14 protein-coding genes are annotated in these 18349 nt (G+C 58.6%); 3 read left to right on the top strand and 11 right to left on the bottom strand.

Going from position 1 to position 18349, the window contains the following annotated elements:
• Positions 1-112 precede the first annotated feature (112 nt).
• From HCI85_RS04380 to HCI85_RS04390, 3 genes are all read right to left on the bottom strand, one after another.
• Positions 113-769, bottom strand: a complete 657-nt coding sequence (locus HCI85_RS04380) for an OmpA family protein (RefSeq protein WP_160085399.1) — start codon at positions 767-769, stop codon at positions 113-115.
• A gap of 107 nt (positions 770-876) precedes the next feature.
• Complete coding sequence (locus HCI85_RS04385) at positions 877-1524, bottom strand: MBL fold metallo-hydrolase (protein ID WP_167142385.1); 648 nt, start codon at positions 1522-1524, stop codon at positions 877-879.
• 2 nt (positions 1525-1526) lie between these two features.
• Positions 1527-2546 (bottom strand): AraC family transcriptional regulator, encoded by a 1020-nt coding sequence (locus HCI85_RS04390; protein WP_167142388.1) that lies wholly within the window; start codon positions 2544-2546, stop codon positions 1527-1529.
• A 388-nt stretch (positions 2547-2934) separates the two neighbouring features.
• Between HCI85_RS04390 and HCI85_RS04395 the strand changes: the two genes are divergently transcribed.
• Entirely contained in the window at positions 2935-3774 is an 840-nt protein-coding gene (locus HCI85_RS04395; RefSeq protein ID WP_090248979.1) for a metal-dependent hydrolase, read from the top strand.
• 105 nt (positions 3775-3879) lie between these two features.
• On the opposite strand, the gene HCI85_RS04400 is transcribed toward HCI85_RS04395, so the two are convergent.
• Positions 3880-4821 (bottom strand): alpha/beta fold hydrolase, encoded by a 942-nt coding sequence (locus HCI85_RS04400; RefSeq protein ID WP_160085402.1) that lies wholly within the window; start codon positions 4819-4821, stop codon positions 3880-3882.
• 79 nt (positions 4822-4900) lie between these two features.
• Positions 4901-5581, bottom strand: coding sequence for a TetR/AcrR family transcriptional regulator (locus HCI85_RS04405; RefSeq protein ID WP_160085403.1), 681 nt, complete (start codon positions 5579-5581; stop codon positions 4901-4903).
• A gap of 99 nt (positions 5582-5680) precedes the next feature.
• Here HCI85_RS04405 and HCI85_RS04410 point away from each other — a divergent pair, with 99 nt between their 5' ends.
• Complete coding sequence (locus tag HCI85_RS04410; protein ID WP_167144260.1) at positions 5681-6547, top strand: hypothetical protein; 867 nt, start codon at positions 5681-5683, stop codon at positions 6545-6547.
• On the opposite strand, the gene HCI85_RS04415 is transcribed toward HCI85_RS04410, so the two are convergent.
• The 4 genes from HCI85_RS04415 to HCI85_RS04430 all read right to left on the bottom strand — a co-directional run bounded on the left by HCI85_RS04415 (position 6536) and on the right by HCI85_RS04430 (position 14976).
• Positions 6536-9259: a LuxR C-terminal-related transcriptional regulator gene (locus tag HCI85_RS04415; RefSeq protein WP_167142392.1), complete on the bottom strand. Its 2724-nt coding sequence runs from the start codon at positions 9257-9259 to the stop codon at positions 6536-6538. The two genes, HCI85_RS04410 and HCI85_RS04415, sit on opposite strands and share 12 nt — an antisense overlap.
• A gap of 276 nt (positions 9260-9535) precedes the next feature.
• Positions 9536-10903 (bottom strand): DUF1329 domain-containing protein, encoded by a 1368-nt coding sequence (locus HCI85_RS04420; RefSeq protein WP_160085405.1) that lies wholly within the window; start codon positions 10901-10903, stop codon positions 9536-9538.
• Positions 10904-10937: 34 nt separating this feature from the next.
• Entirely contained in the window at positions 10938-12932 is a 1995-nt protein-coding gene (locus HCI85_RS04425; protein WP_167142395.1) for a DUF1302 domain-containing protein, read from the bottom strand.
• 361 nt (positions 12933-13293) lie between these two features.
• Positions 13294-14976: a fatty acid--CoA ligase gene (locus tag HCI85_RS04430; protein WP_160085407.1), complete on the bottom strand. Its 1683-nt coding sequence runs from the start codon at positions 14974-14976 to the stop codon at positions 13294-13296.
• A 182-nt stretch (positions 14977-15158) separates the two neighbouring features.
• Here HCI85_RS04430 and HCI85_RS04435 point away from each other — a divergent pair, with 182 nt between their 5' ends.
• Positions 15159-16334 carry a thiolase family protein gene (locus tag HCI85_RS04435; protein WP_167142398.1) on the top strand — a complete coding sequence of 392 codons (1176 nt, stop codon included), beginning with the start codon at positions 15159-15161 and terminating at the stop codon, positions 16332-16334.
• A 75-nt stretch (positions 16335-16409) separates the two neighbouring features.
• On the opposite strand, the gene HCI85_RS04440 is transcribed toward HCI85_RS04435, so the two are convergent.
• On the bottom strand, positions 16410-17021 hold the full coding sequence (locus HCI85_RS04440) for a DUF2846 domain-containing protein (protein ID WP_160085409.1): 612 nt from the start codon (positions 17019-17021) through the stop codon (positions 16410-16412).
• A gap of 90 nt (positions 17022-17111) precedes the next feature.
• A complete protein-coding gene (locus HCI85_RS04445) occupies positions 17112-18269 on the bottom strand; it encodes a phospholipase D-like domain-containing protein (protein WP_167142401.1) in 1158 nt (385 codons plus the stop codon).
• Positions 18270-18349 lie beyond the last annotated feature (80 nt).

An 18349-nucleotide genomic window follows, 5' to 3' on the forward strand; every position in this document is an offset into this window, starting at 1 on the left:
AATGAACCACTGCCAGCAGTCTAGTCACGTTTTGAACGGCTGACCGAGCCTGAATTTCAGGCATAAAAAAGCCGCGCACTCGACCGAGTGCACGGCTTTTTACAGCGTGCAGTTACAGCGGACGCAGGTTGATTTCTACCCGGCGGTTCTGTGCGCGACCGGCTTCATTGGCATTGCTGGCTATAGGCTGATTCGGGCCGGCGCCATAAGACGACAACCGCGAAGCCGCAACGCCATTGGCGCTCAGGTAAGAGGCGACGCTCTGCGCACGACGGTTGGAGAGGTTCTGGTTCAACTCCAACGAGCCGGTGCTGTCGGTATGGCCGACGATATCCACACCGTTCTTATCAAACTCCTTGAACACCTTAACCAGAGAATTGAGGGTTGGATAAAAGCTGCTGGAAATATCCGCCGAGTTGCTGGCAAACGTGATGTTGCCCGGCATGATCAGTTTCAGGTCATCGCCATTGCGCTGCACTTGCACGCCAGTGCCCTGCAGGGTCTGGCGCAACTTGGCTTCCTGGGTGTCGACGTAATAGCCGTAGCCACCACCAGCCGCACCACCCACAGCTGCACCGATCAAGGCACCTTTGCCGCGATCCTTTTTGCTCGATGTGGCCGCGCCAATCACCGCACCAGTGACTGCGCCAACACCACCGTAAATGCCCGCTTTGCCTGCCTCACGCTCACCGGTATAGGGGTTGGTGGTACAGCCGGCGAGCACGCCAAGACCGAGGGTCACAACAGCCAGATTTCGCCAAAGTTTCATGCGTACTTCCTTTGAATATCGGATCGGGACAAGCTTACCGTCGGGTTTCGAGCCCAATACCTGGCTAAAGTTCACTGCCAGGGATCATTGCGCCGACCAGCAACCGGCTAAGCACGAACAAATGGATTCTCACGCATCTCATCACCGAGGCGCGTATCAGCGCCGTGCCCCGTAACCACGGTGGCGTCTTCGTCCAAGCTGTACAGGCGCTGCTTGATCGAACGCTCAATGGTCGGGTAATCGCCGCCCCACAAATCAGTGCGGCCGATGCCACGCTTGAACAAGGTATCGCCAGCGATCAGCAGCTTGTCCTGGGGGAACCAGAAGCTCATCGAACCTGGCGTATGCCCCGGCGTGTGCAGCGCTACGCCACAACCGCAGGCCAGCTCTTCGTCATCACTCAACCACTGATCCGGGGCCGGCACCGGGGTGTAAGGCACGCCGAACATGCGGCACTGCATTTCCAGATTGTCCCAGAGGAACTGATCCTCTTTATGCAAATGCAACGTCGCGCCGGTTTTCTCCTTCATCTGCCCAGAGGCGAGGAAGTGATCCAGATGGGCGTGGGTATGAATGATGCTCACCACCTTCAACCCGTGCACCTCCAGACGCGCCATGATCAGATCAGGATTGCCGCCCGGATCGACCACGATGGCCTTCTTGGTCACAGGGTCACCGATGATCGTGCAGTTGCACTGCAAAGGCCCGACGGGGAAGGTTTCGCGGATCAGGGTCGGGGTTGCGGCAGAACTCATGGTTATTCCTCAGCGCGGTAATCGCTGGGCAGTTTACCCGTCCATTTCTTGAACGCACGGCGAAAATTCGACGGGTCGCTGAAGCCCAGCAGGTAAGCGATTTCATACAACGGCAGGTGGGTGGTGGTGAGGTATTGCAGGGCCAGGCTCTTGCGCACTTCATCGAGCACTTGCTGGTAACTGGTGCCCATACTGGACAGGTGCCGGCGAAGGCTGCGGCCACTGGTGTGCAGGGCCTCGGCAGCACTGGCCAGGTCAGGAAAATCGCCGGGCCGCGCTAGCAGTAAGCGGCGCACACGGGTCAGCAGGCCATCTTGTACATCCAGGCTGGCCAGCAGGGCTTCGCATTGTTGCTCGCACATTTGCACCGTAGCCGGGTTGGCCAGGGCCATAGGCCGGTCCAGGTAGGTGATCGGCATGCTCAGGCGGTGATAGGGCTGCTCAAACGCCACCGCGACGCCGAACAGCCGTTCATAGCGCTCGGCGTAATGCGGCGCGGCATGGGCAAAGCCCACCTCGACCTCCTGCAAACGCTCGCCCACCAGAAAGCGCGCAATGGTGTAGAGGCTGGTCAGCAAACCTTCAGCAGCAAAGCGACTCAGCGGACCCAATGGCATGGTCTCACTGGCGCGCAGTTCGATCCGCGCGCCCAGCTCGACCATTTCCAGTTCGTAGGTCAGGCCCAGTACGCGGTAATACTTGAGGGCGAACTGCATGGCCTTGCCCAGGTTGGCGCTGGAGAGCACCGCATAACCGAGGATGCCGTGGGTCGAGACATTCAGCCGCTGGCCTAGCAGCAGGCCCAGCGCTGGCTCATCACACAAGCGCAAAGCGCTGCTGGTGAGCTGGGTGAAATCAATAAAGGACAACCGCCCCTGCGGGTTGCCCAGCACTTCGGCGCGCACCCGCGCCTCGGCAAACAGCTGCGCGCGCGGTACCCCCAGCTCCTCGACCAGGTCAAGCAAGGCGGCAGCGTAGGCAACGGGAACCAGTTCAGCGGAGAAATTCAATGATGGCTTCATGGGCTTCTTATTATCTGGCCAGATATGACCACTGGCAGCGACGATAACCTTGTTCGACAAAAGCCGACAAGGGCACCCCGCCGCACCGTGCCACGTCAGTCGCCTACGTCGGTTGTGCGAAGGCTTTGGCCATACTCAGGACTTAATCGGCCGATCACCACAACCGAAGGTTGGGCGCACGCGAGGCGCGAAATCCCTCAACGCCCTGTAAGCGCTCTAGCACCGAAGCTTGGCATCACGACCACGGCGCCAACAAACCACTACGTTTGGTACACACGTGCAATATTGGCCATATATGACCGAAAGATTGGCTGTTGTGAACCTTTGCCGAAGCACGGGGCGAATCCATAGTTAGGCCACGCTTCAGTCACAGACTCAGGGAGTCAGCATGGTCAGCACTACCCCGGCAGGTTTGCAGATTCGTCCACGGCATATGGATTTCGATTTCCCCAACCCGCTGCCGCGCCACTGGCACAGCGGTGATGCCTTCAAAAGCCATCTGTTCGACGCCATGTCGGTGTTGTTCCCCGACGGCGAGCGCTTCTTTATCGACTCGGTGCGGCACTTCCGCGACCAGATCGATGACCCGGTGCTGAAAGAGCAGATCCGTGGCTTTATCGGCCAGGAAGGCCACCACAGCCGCGAGCATCTGGAATACAGCAATCGCCTGCGCGACCTGGGTTACAACATCACCCGTATCGAAAAGCGCGCGCAGGCACGTATTCGCTATACCCAGAAGAAGTTCTCGCCGCAGCGGCAACTGGCGGCCACGGCTGCACTGGAGCACATCACCGCAATCATGGCCGACGGCCTGCTCAAGGACCCGAAACACTTGGAAGGAGCCCACCCCACCATGGTGCGCCTGTGGCGCTGGCACGCGCTGGAGGAAACCGAGCACAAGGCCGTGGCCTTCGACGTGTACAACCAGGTTTGCGGCAGCCGTAAACTGCTGCGTCGGGCGATGATCATGGGCACCTTCTTCTTCGTGCTCGATACCACTCGCGGCCTGGCGCATATGCTCAAACAGGACGGCCTGCTGTGGAACTGGCGCGTGTGGCGCGACGGCATTCAGTGGATGTGGGGCAAGGAAGGCGTGTTCCGCCCGCTGATCAGCACCTACCGCGATTTCTTCAAACCCAACTTTCACCCCTGGGAGCACAACAACCTGGAGTTGCTCTACCAGACCCGCAGCGAATTCGATCTGCCTGTGCAAAGCCAAGCGGCCTGAACCGAACGCTGAATCAAAACGACAAGGGAGCCAGCTGGCTCCCTTTTTCTTCTTCCTTATTTACCGACTGCGACAGCGCTGCCGCCGCAGTCGGACTCTGCCTTATCAGCCCTGGAGAAAGCGCAGAGCATCGGCCGCGCTTTGCTGCGGGATTTCTTCCATCGGAATATGCCCAACACCCGGATAGGTTTTCACCTGAATCCCCGGCAGGTCACGTTGCCAGAGCGGCACATGCTTGGGTGAAATCCAGCGATCACGCTCGCCCCACAGCAGCAGGGTTGGCGCCTGAATCTGTGCGACCCGCGCCGAAGTACCGTGCAGCTCTTCCTTATTGACCTTGAGCAGCACGCGGAAGATATCCATCATCGCCCGGCGATTGCCCGGCCGGCGCGTCAGGTCGTTGTAACGATCCACCACGCCCGGTTTGATCCGTGCCGGTTCGCCGTAGACTTCTTTGATGCCCTGGGCGATCAACGCACGTGGCATCCACATCGGCATCGCCACGGTGGCACCAGGCAAGGCAGCGGCGGCAATCATCCACGGCACCTTGTGCATGTGATAACCGGCCGGGTCGATCAGTACCAGCTTCTCAACCCGCTGCGGCTGCGCCAGGGCGAAGTTCCAAGCGATATAACCGCCCAGCGAGTTGCCGACAATCGACGCCTTGCTCACGCCGAGGTAGTCGAGCAGCAGGCCGAAGACCTTGATCATTCGCTCAGCGGAATACACACCATCACGGGCCGGGCCGGTGAGGCCGAAACCCGGCACATCGAAGCGAATCACCCGGTAATCAGCGGCAAAGGCTGGCAACCAGTCATCCCAGGTGTGCAGCGAGGCGACCACACCGTGGATCAAGACCAGCACCGGCTTATCGCGGCTGCCCTCGTCGCGGTAGTGCAGATTGAAACCGTCGAGTTCGATGTAACGCGAGCCATTGGCGGCATTGCCATAGCGCGCTTTGAGGCGCTCCAGCGGCAGGGCGCCGAAGCCCAGACGGGCAAAACCGGCCGCCAGCGGTGGCGTCAGCGAGAGACTGGAAGCAGACATGCAGGCACCTCTAGATTGTTGTTATGGGAAAGACGTATCCGGTCTATCAGAGCACGCCCACTTAAACCTGACGCCTAACCTAGGTTGAGCGGGGCGCAGGACACAGCGAGGCGATCAGCAGCTCACTGAGCACGCGCTTGGCTTGTTCGATTTCCGCGCGACTGGCGGCGCGGCCAAGCAGTTCCAGTGATGCCGCTTCCATGGCCCAAATCAGCGCGCGGTAGGTCAGCGGCTCGGCGGTTTGAGTATCGCCATGCAGACGCTCAGCCAGCAGCCGCGCCATCTCGGCATGTGCCCGCTGGCGGTGGGCGGCCAAAGGTGAGTCGGCGCGCAGAGCCTCTTCCTGCATCAGGCGAATAATCGGCCCGACCGCCAGGTGATAGTCGAAATAACGACCGACCATGCCCTGCAACCAGGCCTGCGGGCTGCCGGCGATGCTCTGCATTTCACTGAAACGCGACAACAGCAGGGACACCGCCGTCTGGTAGATGCCTTCTAGCACTTGCATCTTGTTCTCGAAGTACTTGTAGAAGGTGCGGCGCGACACATTGGCCGCCGCCAGCAGGTCATTCACCGTGGTATCTGCCAGGCCCTTGCGCGCAAACACCGGGATCGCCGCCAACTGGATATTGGTGCGCTGTAGATGGCCAATCAGCGGCCCGTCGCCATCCTGTTCCTGCTGCTGGGCCACCGCGCCGTAACCACCCAGATCCTCAAACACCGCACGAACAGCACCGAGCTCAGCCAAGGCTTGCTGCATTGCACACTTCCCAACCAAGGCGCGGGTGACGCAGCAGAGCAAGCTGGTTACTCTGCAGTTGATTACTCTGAACGCCATCGCCGCAGGATTATTGTTGTGCTGACCACGCTACCACGCCGCCTTTGCCTACCGCTGGCCATCCTTTTGCTGGTTCTGCTAACACCCGTACAGGCCACTGAGCTGTTCTACCTCGGGCAGAAGATTCCCGATATCCACAAGCCTTGGAACAGCGCCGACTACCAGCAACTGCTGGAAGCGCTGAACAAGGTCGACAACACCCAGCTCAACGCCCTCCCCCGGCGCAGCGGCGAGTTCACCGGGCCGATCTACCAGCGCATGGTCAGCGAAGAGAACTTCCGTCCTCAGCTCAACATCTACGCACCCCTGGAACTGCGGCAGAACGAAGCCCGCGAAGCGCTGTTTCGCCTCAAAGAGCTGATGCGCCTGTACTTTGATTTCCGCGCCGTGCAACAGCCCTATGCCGCCGAGGCGCTGGGCCTGATGAGTTATTCACTGCGCCAGCAGGCGGTGCTGTTTACCCTGACCACCGAATTCTGGATGACCCTCTCGGAAAGTGAGCAAAGCAACCCGGTACGCCTGCAAGGCCTGCATGAAACCAAGGCCGCGGCGGCCATGCTCACGTCCAGCGCACTGGACTACCTGGGCCTGACCAAACAATTTGGCCGTGAAGAACTGGTGCTCTACAGCGCCGAGCTGAGCAAACAGCTGCCAGAGCTGTTTATTCATTTGAGTGGGGAGGTGCGTGAAACCCTGCTGCAACGCGTCGAGCAACTGGCGCAGCAGCATGCCTACGCAGAAGTACAGGCGAACATGCGCGAACTGCAGCCAGTGCTGCTGAGCATTCAGCAGGATGTTCAGGAGAAGCTCGCGGCCGCCGCAGCACAACCGCGCAAGGCACCTACGCGTAGCCTCGACCTGTCAGTACCCGTTGAGTCAGTGCAATAGCCCCAGGCTCTTGGCCCGCGCCACGGCCTGGGTGCGCCGCTCCACCCCAAGCTTGCTATTGATGTGCCGGGCGTGGGTTTTCACCGTGTGCAGGGAGATAAACAGGCTGTCACTGATTTCCTGGTTGGAGCAGCCTTGGGCGATTAATTGCAGCACGGACAATTCACGCGAACTCAACGCATCGACCACTCCCGCGTAATCGTCTTGGCTGACGACGTTCGCTGACTGCGGCAAGTGCTGCAACAAAGCTTCAATCAACGGGCTGGCTTCATACGCCAGCAATTGCTCACGCAACCACTCAGGCTGCCGTGTCAGCAGGCCATGAAAGGGTAATAAACCGCCACCGGCCGCTGCCTGCAGCGCACTGCGCAACTGCTGCTGTGCTTCACGCTCACGCCCGTTGTCGCACAGCAAGGCGGTCAGCTGCATCTGCGCAATCGCCCCCAGCAGCTGACCGCCGGCGTTCTGCGCCAGCTGGCTCAAACCGCGCAAACGCCGCTCGGCGAGTTCGTCTTCACCCTGCAGACGTTCGTGGGTGGCCAGATGCAATTGGATATGCAGCGGCAGCTGCGGATGGAACTCCGGGGCCGCAGCTGCCTGTTCACCGCCGTAGGTATCCAACAGACGACTCAGCCAGACCCCCGCCAGCTCGGCTTGCCCCTGGCGCAGCCACAGCTCACATTTGGTCAGGGTGATCATCGCCAGGTAATAGATCGGCGGAATGTCCCAGATATGCATCAGCCGCTCAGCCTCGGCCAGCTGAGCAAAGGCCTCCGGCAAGTTACCGCTGCGCCCTTCCAGACTGGCCAGTACGCAGTAACCGATCAACACGCTGATATCACGGCAGCCACGCGCTTCGGCAATCCCAGCCAGCAAACGTTGCCGGGCCTGTTGCGGTTGCAGGCGCAGGCTCAGCAGATAACCTTCATAGAGGGTCAGTCGCCCGCGCGCTGCATACTGCCGCTGAGCCGGCAGACGGGCCAGGCGTTGCTGGCCGTGACGCACCTCATCGAGCGCCCGCAGCACTTCGCCGCGGGCTTGCAACACCCGCGCGCGATCATAATGGGCCAGCGCCTCGAACAACGGGTTACCAACGCGCTGCGCTAGCTCCAATGCTTCGCGGTTCAGCCCACGGGCACGCCACAGATCACCGTGCACGATCGCCAGGTTGGCCAGGCTAGACAGGCACATCAGGCGTTGCCCATAACGGTCCAACGGCAAGCAACTCAACGCTTCGCTGCAATAGGCCTGGGCCTTGGCACTGTCACCGCGCCCCCGCGCAATCACCCCGCTCAGGGCCAACCACTGTGCCAGCAGGCCTTCTTGCTCGTTGCGCTCACGGGCAGGTAGAAAGCGCCCCAGCTCAGCCAGCAGTTCTTCGGCAGCATCCAGTTGACAAGCCAACGCCAGGGCCCAGCCATACAGCAGAATCAGGCGCGGCGTGCTGGTCAGCAGGCTGTCCGGCAAGTCCATCTTCCAGCGCAGTAAAGTGGCGACATTCTGCTCGGCCAGCAGTTGCTCTTCGGAGAGGTTCTGTACCAGGTTCGCGGCCACATCCGGTTGGCCGGCACGCAACGCCTGCTCAATGGCCTCATCCAACAAACCTTCGGCACTGAACCAGCGGCATGCGCGCAAGTGCAGGCCAGAAGTGGGCTGCGGACGACTGCGCAGCAGGTCGGAAAACAGGTGGTGATAGCGAAACCATTTGCCCTGCTCATCCAGCGGCACCAGAAACACCTGATGCGCCTGCAGGTGGCGAAGTATCGCAGCGCTGTCATGGGCATCGCGCAGGGCATCGCACAGTTCTGCGCAAAAGCGTTCTTGGCTGGCTGTTTCATAGAGAAAAGCCTGCACGTCCGCCGGCTGGCGCTCAATTACCTCCTCCAGCAGGTAGTCGTGAATCAACCCATCGCCACCCTGCACATGCGCCGGTAGCGCAGTCGACTCCTGGGCCTCACTGACAGCCAGGGACCAAAGGCGTAACCCTGCGACCCAACCCTCACTGCGCAACAACAAGGCGGTCAGCGCATCAGCCGACAGCTCAGCCCCCTGCAACCTCAGAAGCTCAGTGCTTTCAGTGTCCGTCAGGCGCAAGTCCTGCTCATGCAGCTCCAGTAACTGACGCGACAAACGCAGCCGCGCCAGATGCCAGTCCGGGCGCTGACGGCTGGTCACCAGCATCACCAGGCCAGCTGGCAAATGGCTCAGAAAAAACTGCAAACAACGGTCGAGCACAGCACCTTGGGCCAGGTGATAGTCATCCAGCACCAGCAACAGCGGCTTCTGCGGGTCAAGACAGAGCGCCAGCTCATCAAGCAGGCCGTCGAGCCATTCTTCGAAAGCAAACGGCTGATGCCGTTGCCGCAGCCGCAGCAGTCCGAGTGCTTCTTGCCCGAGCTCAGGGAAGAACTGCTGTAGGCCACTCAGCAAACGCTCCAGAAAGCGCCCAGGGTCACTGTCCCGCGAACTCAAACCCAGCCACAGGCTTTGCCACTGTTCTGGCAGATGCTCGCAAAACTCAGTGGCCAATGAGCTTTTACCGAAACCGGCCGGCGCAGTAACCAGCAGCAAACGACCCACCAGACCGCCCAGCAGACGCTCACACAACCCTGGGCGCGGCACATAACTGGCCGGCAAGGGTGGGCGATAGAAATGCCCGCCGAGCCCACTAGGCGCAGCCACTAAGCCAGAAATACGGAATAGATCAGTCATCAGCCAGTTCTTGTAGTAGTCAGGCAGAGGCACTACCAATGCCCCGCAGACTAGCCGCTTGATGCCTGCATTTGAAGCCCTTGCGACCATCCAGTAGCAAACAGCAATGATTGATTATCCATTTGCTGGATGATCACTGGCGTTGTCCAGGCCTAAAAAATAGCCGAAAGCCACTATTAACGGCGCCTAGCGAGAACCCGACGGGGTGCCGCCAAGAATGGTAAGCCATAAAAAACCGGCCCAATGGGCCGGTTCTTTATGCAGCGTGAGTCAGGTTTAGCGCACGCCAGCCTGGCGCAGGGCCGCTGGGGTGTAATCGCTTTCCTTGGCTGGGTAGCCGAACTCGTAGGCACTCTTCTCTTCGTTCTTCATACCCAGAGCCAGGTAACGACCAGACAGCATGTCATACAGGGTCTCGATGCTGTACCACGGCACTTGCTTATCGTAGTAGTACTGAGCATGGGCTTCAGCCACACGCCACAGGGTACCGCGACCGTCGTAGTGATCGATGACAGCAGCTTGCCAAGTATCTTCGTCGAGGTAGAAGTCACGCTTGGCATAGATATGACGCTCGCCCGACTTCAGGGTCGCAGTCACATTCCATACGCGGTGCAGCTCGTAACGGGTCAGATCCTGATTGATGTGGCCAGCCTTGATGATCTCGTCGTACTTCAACTTCGGCGAGTCCAGACGGTAGCTGTTGTAAGGAATGTAGATTTCCTTTTTACCGTTGAGCTTCCACTCGTAACGGTCAGGTGCACCGTTGTACATGTCGAAGTTGTCGGACGTACGCAGGCCATCAGCAGCGGTACCTGGACCGTCATAAGACACCTGCGGTGCACGACGCACGCGGCGCTGACCGGCGTTGTACAGCCATGCCAGACGTGGCTCTTTCACCTGGTTAAGGGTCTCGTGTACCAGCAACACGTTACCTGCCAGACGCGACGGAGCCGTTACGCGCTGTTTGAAGTAGAACAGTACGTTGCTTGGCTTGCTGTTATCAGCATCCTGCAATGCGCCACGGAAGGTGAACTCATCCTGGAAATATACCAGGCTGTAGGAACCATTCGCTTGAGGAGTCGCCTGGGTGACCAGACGCTTCACGCTGCCGCCACGGTAGCGGGTGATGTGGTTCCAGATGGCTTCCAGGCCATCCTTTGGAATCGGGAAAGGGTAAGCCTGGTCGAAGTTCTCCAGACCGTTACCGCCCTCAACCATCTTGGTGTTGACGGCGTTGTTCTTCGCAGCAGCCAAAACAGCATCCGGCATGGTTGCCGTACGATGAGTTGGGAACACCGGCATTTTGAAGCTTTCCGGATAACGCTTGAACATCGCCAACTGACCTGGGGTCAGCTTGTCTTTATATTGATCAACGTTTTGCGCAGTGATGGTGAACAGCGGTTGCTCACTTGGGAACGGATCCGACAGGAAGCCTGCGGAATCCGCAGTACCCGCGCTGGCTGGCAGGCCGCCAGTCCAAGCTGGAATCGAACCGTCAGCGTTACCGGCCATTTCCGCGCCGACTGGTGTCAGCGTGGTACCCAGTTTGGCTGCTTCATCCGGCGATACTGCCGCCATCACACCACTCGCCAACAGCGAAAGTGTCAGGGCGCCAGTTTGCAGCAGACTTTTTGTTGTTTTCATAGTCATAGTCGTCCTCAAAATCTCGTCCGCTTACTTAGAAGTTCACGCCAAAGCTGAGCGCAACAAAGTCGCGGTCAATTGAAGTGTTGTATTTACCGCCAAAGAAGTCGGTGTAGGCCAAGCTGGCGGTGTAAGTGTTCTGGTAGTCAGCATCCAGCCCCAGGCTGACAGCCTTGGCGCCTTCAGTGAATAAGCCGTTCGGGCCGTAACCGTCAACGTCATGCGACCAGGAAACGCTCGGACGCAGATTCACACCAACAATTGCATCTGGATAATCCCAGATAGCACGAGCACGGTAGCCCCAGGAAGTTGAGGTTACAAAACCATCATCATTACAATGCTTAGCTACGTTTTGTGTCGCCCCGGTATTACCAAGCGCACCACCGATAGTTGCAGCGTTTAGCGCTGTACATGTATTGATAACGGCACCAGTTGGCAAGGTAGTAGCCGGGAGCGCACCAGGACCATAAATCGGGTCTCGGCCGTAACGAACATCCGAAGAATCTTCCAAGCCACCAACATGAACAACACCGACTTCGCCAACCAACGTTAGACGGCTAGCGCCCATAACCTGATCAAAGAAGTGGGTAAATGTTGTTTGGAATTGTGTGATTTCTTTACGGCGATATCCTTTAAGGTCCTCGCCCGGAGTACCAGAAAGCAGAGAAGCATTGCCATAAGGCAAAAAGCCTGCTGTTTGCTGAATATTAGCTAAGCTTGTGCGATTGAAGCTGGCAGCAAGTGGAGTAACACCGGCATAAAGAATATCCGTGGAGTTCAATTGCACCGGCGCATTCGGGCGATAACTCAATTCACCACTCATTGCAGTACCGGTCGGCAGAGTGGTCGAAAAGCTCATACCGTACAGACGAATATCCTCAGGATAATCCAAATAATAGCTGGAATTACCTGCAACGACAGGGAGTGCCAAAGCAGTATTATTTTGCACCCCATTGGCTGGACTTAGATCAGCACGACCAACTTGAGTTGCAACAGTATAAATACCGGGCGCAGCACCCGTTGCGTTAAAAGTCGGAGTACGACTATGGTAGTTCATCGCATATAAGCCAAACTCAGTATCCAACGGCTCGGCAAAGTAGCGGAATGCAAGGCCCCACTGACCATCGTCACGCGCATCTCGATCGCCGGCTCTATCAACCAAGAAGCCTTCCGAATTCTGGTCAGGCATAGCATCCAAACGTCCTACCGCAGTCAAGACTTGGCGAATGGCACCAGCACCCGCTGGGTTATTCGCCAGTAAACGCAAATTATTATCACAGCCATCAGCAACTATGTCAGCCTGCGAGAAGAACGTACCGCAGTTATCGACAACAGTTTGATCCCACTCAAGCTGATAGAACGCTTCCATGGAGAGATTTTCAGTCAGGCTTTGGGAAACAAAGAACATATTGACCGGAATCAAACCTTCTTTGATCTCAGCGCCTGGGCGGCGGAATGCAGCCGCATCGACAGGGTTTATTGAATTAATACTGTTCTGAATAAACGTACTTTCACCCCAACTTACAACTTGCTTTCCCAAACGGACGGAGCCTGGTTGATCGGCAATGGAATAGTTGTGGTAAATGAAGGCATCGAGAATTTGTGCACCTGAAGCCTGCGCACCTTCTTTGCGATTGCTGTCGTCGATATCTTTGAAGATACGACTTTCGTCTTTCAGCTCGAAGTCATACCAGTATTTACCACGAACAAAAACACCAGTATCACCATACTTCAACTCGAGGTCGTGAATACCTTTAAAAATCTTGGAAAAGGTTTCACCTTTTTTGAAGTTAGCATGGCCATCATCTGAGGTCTGCGAAAGCCCCTGACCACCATTATTGACGCCAATCAGGTCTGGATCCGCGCCACGTACCGACCAGCTTGAGCCAACCGACATCGAAGAGTCGAACTGACCTTCGATCTCACCGATATTGAAAGTAACGCCGAATGCAGGTGCGGCGAGGGTGGATGCGAGGCTGACGGCCAGTGGCAGTTTTGCCAGGCGCCAGGTTTGTTTTGTTTTTGTCATCGACGCTACTCCATGTGTTTTTTGTTATGGATGGTGCGGACTATAGCCAGCGGGTACTTCTGCTTGATCCCTCTAAAGTGTGATTTGCAGCCCCCAGGCACTCTGGCTCGCAGGTTTCGGCGTGGTTAGCACAGCCGGCAGAGCCAAGAATGGCTTGGAATGAGCAATTAGCAAGCCAAACGCTTGTTTGACTGATCAGTCACCGAAGCGGGGCTGGGATAACGTGCATCGAGGAGTGCTCATCACCCTGTAACCCACCCCGGTAAATTGTTTAACGTCCCCTTGGAAGCCCCTAAACAACTAGTGTTGAGACTGAAAACTCAGCGGGCGAGGCATGCGCTTCGCCCGCAACACAACGTGCTCAGACTGTGGATAGAAATGGGCTACCAGATGCTTGCCACTGGGCGATATCCAGGCGAATACGTTTCTTATCCAGCTTGCCAACGCTGGTCTTGGGAACTTCGGTAACAAGGGCGATCTGCGACGGTATCGCCCACTTGTTGATGCTGCCCTGATCGACAAAAGGCTTAAGGTGTTCCTTAAGGCCCTTGGCATCCAGGCTCTGGCCTTCGCGCAATACCAACAGGGCAAACGGCCGCTCGCCCCACTGTGGATCGACCACACCGACCACCGCTACTTCACGTACTGCCGGGTGACGGCTAATCAGGTCTTCCAGCTCCAGGGAGGAAATCCACTCGCCGCCGGTCTTGATCACATCCTTAATGCGATCGCGAATATCGATAAAGCCGAAGTCATCGATGGTCGCCACGTCACCGGTGTGCAGCCAACCGTGCTCCCACAGTTCTGCCCCCTTCTCCGGTTCACGGAAATAGCCTTGAGTCAGCCACGGCGCACGCAACACCAGTTCACCCTGTGTTTCGCCATCAGCAGGTAACAAAGTGCCGTCGGCTGACATGATTGCCGCCTCCACCAATGGCACCGGCACGCCGGCCTTGATGCGGTAGGTGGTGCGTTCATCTTCACTACCGGCCATCAGCTCATCGTTGATATGGCCACAGGAGATCAGCGGACAGGTTTCCGACATGCCATACGCGGCAGTCAGCTGGATGCCCCGGGCCTTGGCGGCCTCATACAGCGAACGATTCAGCGCGCTGCCACCGATAATCATCTTCAGGCCACCAAAGTCGTGGCCTTGAGCGCCTGGCGCGGCCAACACCATCTGCAGAATGGTCGGCACGCAATGGGAGAAGGTGACCTTTTCATCTTTAATCAGCCGGCAGAGCAGATCTGGCTCATAACGACCGGGATAGACCTGCTTGATCCCCAGCATGGTGGCCACATATGGGATACCCCAGGCATGCACATGGAACATCGGGGTGATCGGCATATACACATCGTTGGTGCCCAGCAGGCGGATGCTGTCCAGGCTACCCAGCACGCTGGCTTCGGCCATGGTGTGCAGCACCAGTTGACGGTGGCTGAAGTACACACCCTTGGGGTTGCCGGTGGTGCCGGTGGTGTAGAAGGTAGTGGCGACCGAGTTCTCGTCGAAATCCGGGAAGTCGTAGCGCGGGCTGGCGGCGGCCAGCAGGTTTTCGTATTCACCGACCAGGCCGCCCAAGTCGGCGGTTTTCTCAGCCGCATCGGTAAGCAGAATGGTCTTCTCTACCGTCGTCAGCTGGCTTTCGATGCCCTTGTACAGCGGCACAAACTCGCTGTTGACCAGCACGAACTTATCGTCGGCATGGTTCATGGTGTAGAGGATCTGATCCGCCGACAGGCGGATGTTGATGGTGTGCAGCACCGCACCGATCATCGGGATGGCGAACATACACTCCAGGTAACGGTGGCTGTCCCAGTCCATCACGGCCACGGTGTCACCGGCCTTGACCCCCGCCTCGGTGAGCACATTGGCCAGGCGCGCCACACGCTCGTTGAGGGTCGCGTAGCTGTAGCGCAGCTGATCGCGGTAGACGATTTCGCGGGTTTTCTCGTAGCGAATGCCCGACAGCAGCAGCCGCTTGATCAGCAGCGGCGCATTGTGAGCATTGTCAGCGGGAGCAATCAGACGGGTCTGCAGCATGGCGATACCTATTGTTGGTTTTTTCAGTGGGCCCAATCTAGAGGCCTAGCAGCCGGCTCAAATCAGCCCAAAGAATGATTTTTTGTGTGACTCTTTGGGCATTTTTAGTCACGCAGTAGAATCGAACGCTCGCATTCGATTTGTTTGGCCTGCGACCTAATACAAAAACGAGGAGTTTCCCGATGTCCGATATCGTCATCGTCAGCGGCGCACGTACGCCGATGGGTGGTTTTCAAGGCAGCCTGTCGAGCATTGCTGCGGTTGACCTGGGTGCGGCCGCCATTCGCGCGGCAGTTGAGCGTTCAGGCATTGCTCCTGCCGACGTGCAGGAAGTAATCATGGGCTGCGTGCTGCCGGCTGGCCTGAAGCAGGGCCCGGCGCGCCAGGCATCGCTGAACGCTGGCCTGCCCGCTGCCACCGGCTGCACCACAATCAACAAGCTCTGCGGTTCGGGCATGAAAGCCGTGATGATGGCGTTTGATTCGCTCAAAGCCGGCAGCAACACCGTGATGATCGCCGGCGGCATGGAAAGCATGTCCAACGCGCCCTACATCATGGCCAAGGCCCGCGCGGGCCTGCGCATGGGTCACGGCGAGATCAAGGACCACATGTTCCTCGACGGCTTGGAAGATGCACGCACCGGCCGCCTAATGGGCTCTTTCGCCCAGGAAACCGCTGACCAGTACGGCATCAGCCGTGAGCAGATGGATGCCTACGCCATCGAGTCGCTGAAACGCGCTCAGGCCGCCATCGCCAGCGGTGCGCTGGATGCGGAAATCGTCCCGATCACCGTCAGCGGCCGCAAGGGTGATGTCGTGGTCAAGGATGACGAGCAGCCGCTGAACGCCAATCTGGAGAAAATCCCCGGCCTGAAGCCAGCGTTTCGCAAGGACGGCAGCATCACTGCGGCTAACGCCAGCTCGATCTCCGACGGCGCCTCGGCGTTGCTGTTGATGACCGCTGAAGAAGCCGCCAAACGTGGCCTCACGCCGCTGGCGAAGATCGTTGCCCATGCCACGCAGAGCCAGGACCCAAGCGAGTTCACCATCGCGCCGATTGGCTCGATCACTAACCTGCTGAAGAAAACCGGTTGGGACAAGGCCGACGTTGACCTGTACGAGATCAACGAAGCCTTCGCCATGGTCACCATGCTGGCTATTCGTGAACACGGCTTGGATCACGCCAAGGTCAACGTCTACGGAGGCGCTTGCGCCCAGGGCCATCCGGTAGGTTCCACCGGCTCGCGGATCATCCTGACCCTGATCAACGCGCTAAAGAACACCGGCGGCAAGCGCGGCATCGCCTCGCTGTGCATCGGTGGCGGCGAAGCTACAGCTGTAGCGGTTGAGCTGATCTAAAAGGATCGACGCATGGCCGCAATGGCCATGTTTACGTTGCGGTAACGGGCCAGCCTTGCGCTGGCCCGTTGCGTTTTAGATGCCGATCTTATCCAGCGACTTGCCGACCTTGCGCCAGAAGCTGCGCTGCATGCGCTCGGTTTCGCCGCTGGCTGCAATGCGCTCGAAAGGCTGGATCTCACGGGTAGTGCTGATTTCTGTTGCGGCCACTTCGCGGGACACCAGTTGTAGCGGGCCATCACCCTGGCTGACTGCCTGCTCATTGACTGGCGGCGGGTTGAGTTCGTCATAGCGCAGGTAGTAAATGCCACCGGCTTCGGCGTCCAGGGTAAAGCTGCTGATCAGGGTGAAGTCCAGCGGACCGTCAGCGAAGAAGGTCCAGTGCGTGCCAAACAAAGGCCGGCGCATTTCCAGCTGATAACTGGCGATATCAAACTCCAGCACCATGTAGGCATTGCTCGGCAGGCTGCCGATACGCGCGTTGTTCAGAAACAGCGCCGGAGCTTCCAGCTCCTGATCCGCCCAGTCGCTCTGCGGGCGGTAGAAGTAAACCAGCGCGTGGTTGTCATCGCTGAGCACATGCTCACGAAACGCTTCGCCCTCGGTGGCGCCAAAGAACGCCCCAGGGGTCGAGCAACCACTCAAGGCAACCACCAACAGCACCGCAAGCCAGGGCAGACCACGCATCGACAGCATCCTTATTCGAGTTATGTGCCGAGCATAGCGGCGCCCTGCCCGGCCTACACCAGACAAAAGTGCGGGCCGAAAAAGTGCGGGTTAGCGGCGACGATCGAGCAGGTTGACCAGCAACTGATCCAGCGCCCCCCAGATGGACTGCTGCAGCCGGCGCCACCAGGGCCGTGCACGCCAATCGGCCAGGGTGATTTCCTGGCTATCGGCAAAGTCCGCCTGAAAGCTCGCTGCCACGCTGGCGGTAAAGGCAGGATCGAGCGCTTCCAAGTTGGCGTCCAGATTGAAGCGCAGGTTCCAGTGGTCGAAGTTGCAGGAACCGACACTGACCCAGTCATCCACCAGCACCATCTTCAGGTGCAGAAAGCGCGGCTGGTACTCGAATATCTGCACCCCCGCTTTAAGCAGACTGGCGTAATAGCGCTGCCCGGCAAAGCGCACCGGCGGATGATCAGTGTGATGCCCAGCCAGCAGCAGGCGCACGTCTACACCCCGTTTGGCCGCTTGGCGTAAGGTGCGGCGCACCCGCCACGTCGGCAGGAAATACGGTGTAGCCAACCAGATACGCTGCTTGGCGCCACGTAAGGCGCGCACCAGAGAGAGCAGGATATCGCGGTGCTGCGACGCATCGGCAAAGGCCACCCGACCCAAGCCCTGCCCCAGCGCTGGCAAAGCCGGCAGATTCTTTAGGCGTAACGGCATGCGCGGTCGCCAGGCGATCCACGCCTGAGACGCCTGCCACTGACGCTCGAACAACTGTTGCCAGTCAGCCACCAGCGGCCCGCTGATTTCCACCATGACTTCATGCCAACGGCTGCTGTCTTGCTCCGGCTGCCAGAATTCATCGGTCGCGCCCGTACCGCCAACAAAGGCAAATTGCCCATCGACCAGCAGCAGCTTGCGGTGATCACGGTGAAAGTTGCGCAGGCCGTGCTTCCAGCGCAGCGGGTTGTACCACAGCACCTGCACACCGGCCGCCTGCAGAAGCTGACGATCCGCCGCATGCAGCCCCTGCGCGCCAAAGGCATCCAACAAACAGCGCACGGCAACACCACGCTGAGCCGCCGCGCAGAGCGACTCAAGCAGGGCTTTGCCACAGGCTCCACTTTCCACCAGATAGAGTTCCAGTTCGACCTGTCGCTGCGCGGCGTCGATGCGCGCCAGCATCTGCACGAAAAACTGCGGCCCGTCGATCAGCAGCGTCAGTGCGTTACCGCGGCGCCAAGGAAAGACGTTATGCGGCATGACAGTTCACGTTGCAGTTGATTCTGCGCATTGCGTCTCACGCATGGGGAATGGAGACGCCACCATAGCCGCCCAGCAGG

Source organism: Pseudomonas sp. OTU750018 (genome assembly GCF_011636575.1).
Classification (GTDB): domain Bacteria; phylum Pseudomonadota; class Gammaproteobacteria; order Pseudomonadales; family Pseudomonadaceae; genus Aquipseudomonas; species Aquipseudomonas peli.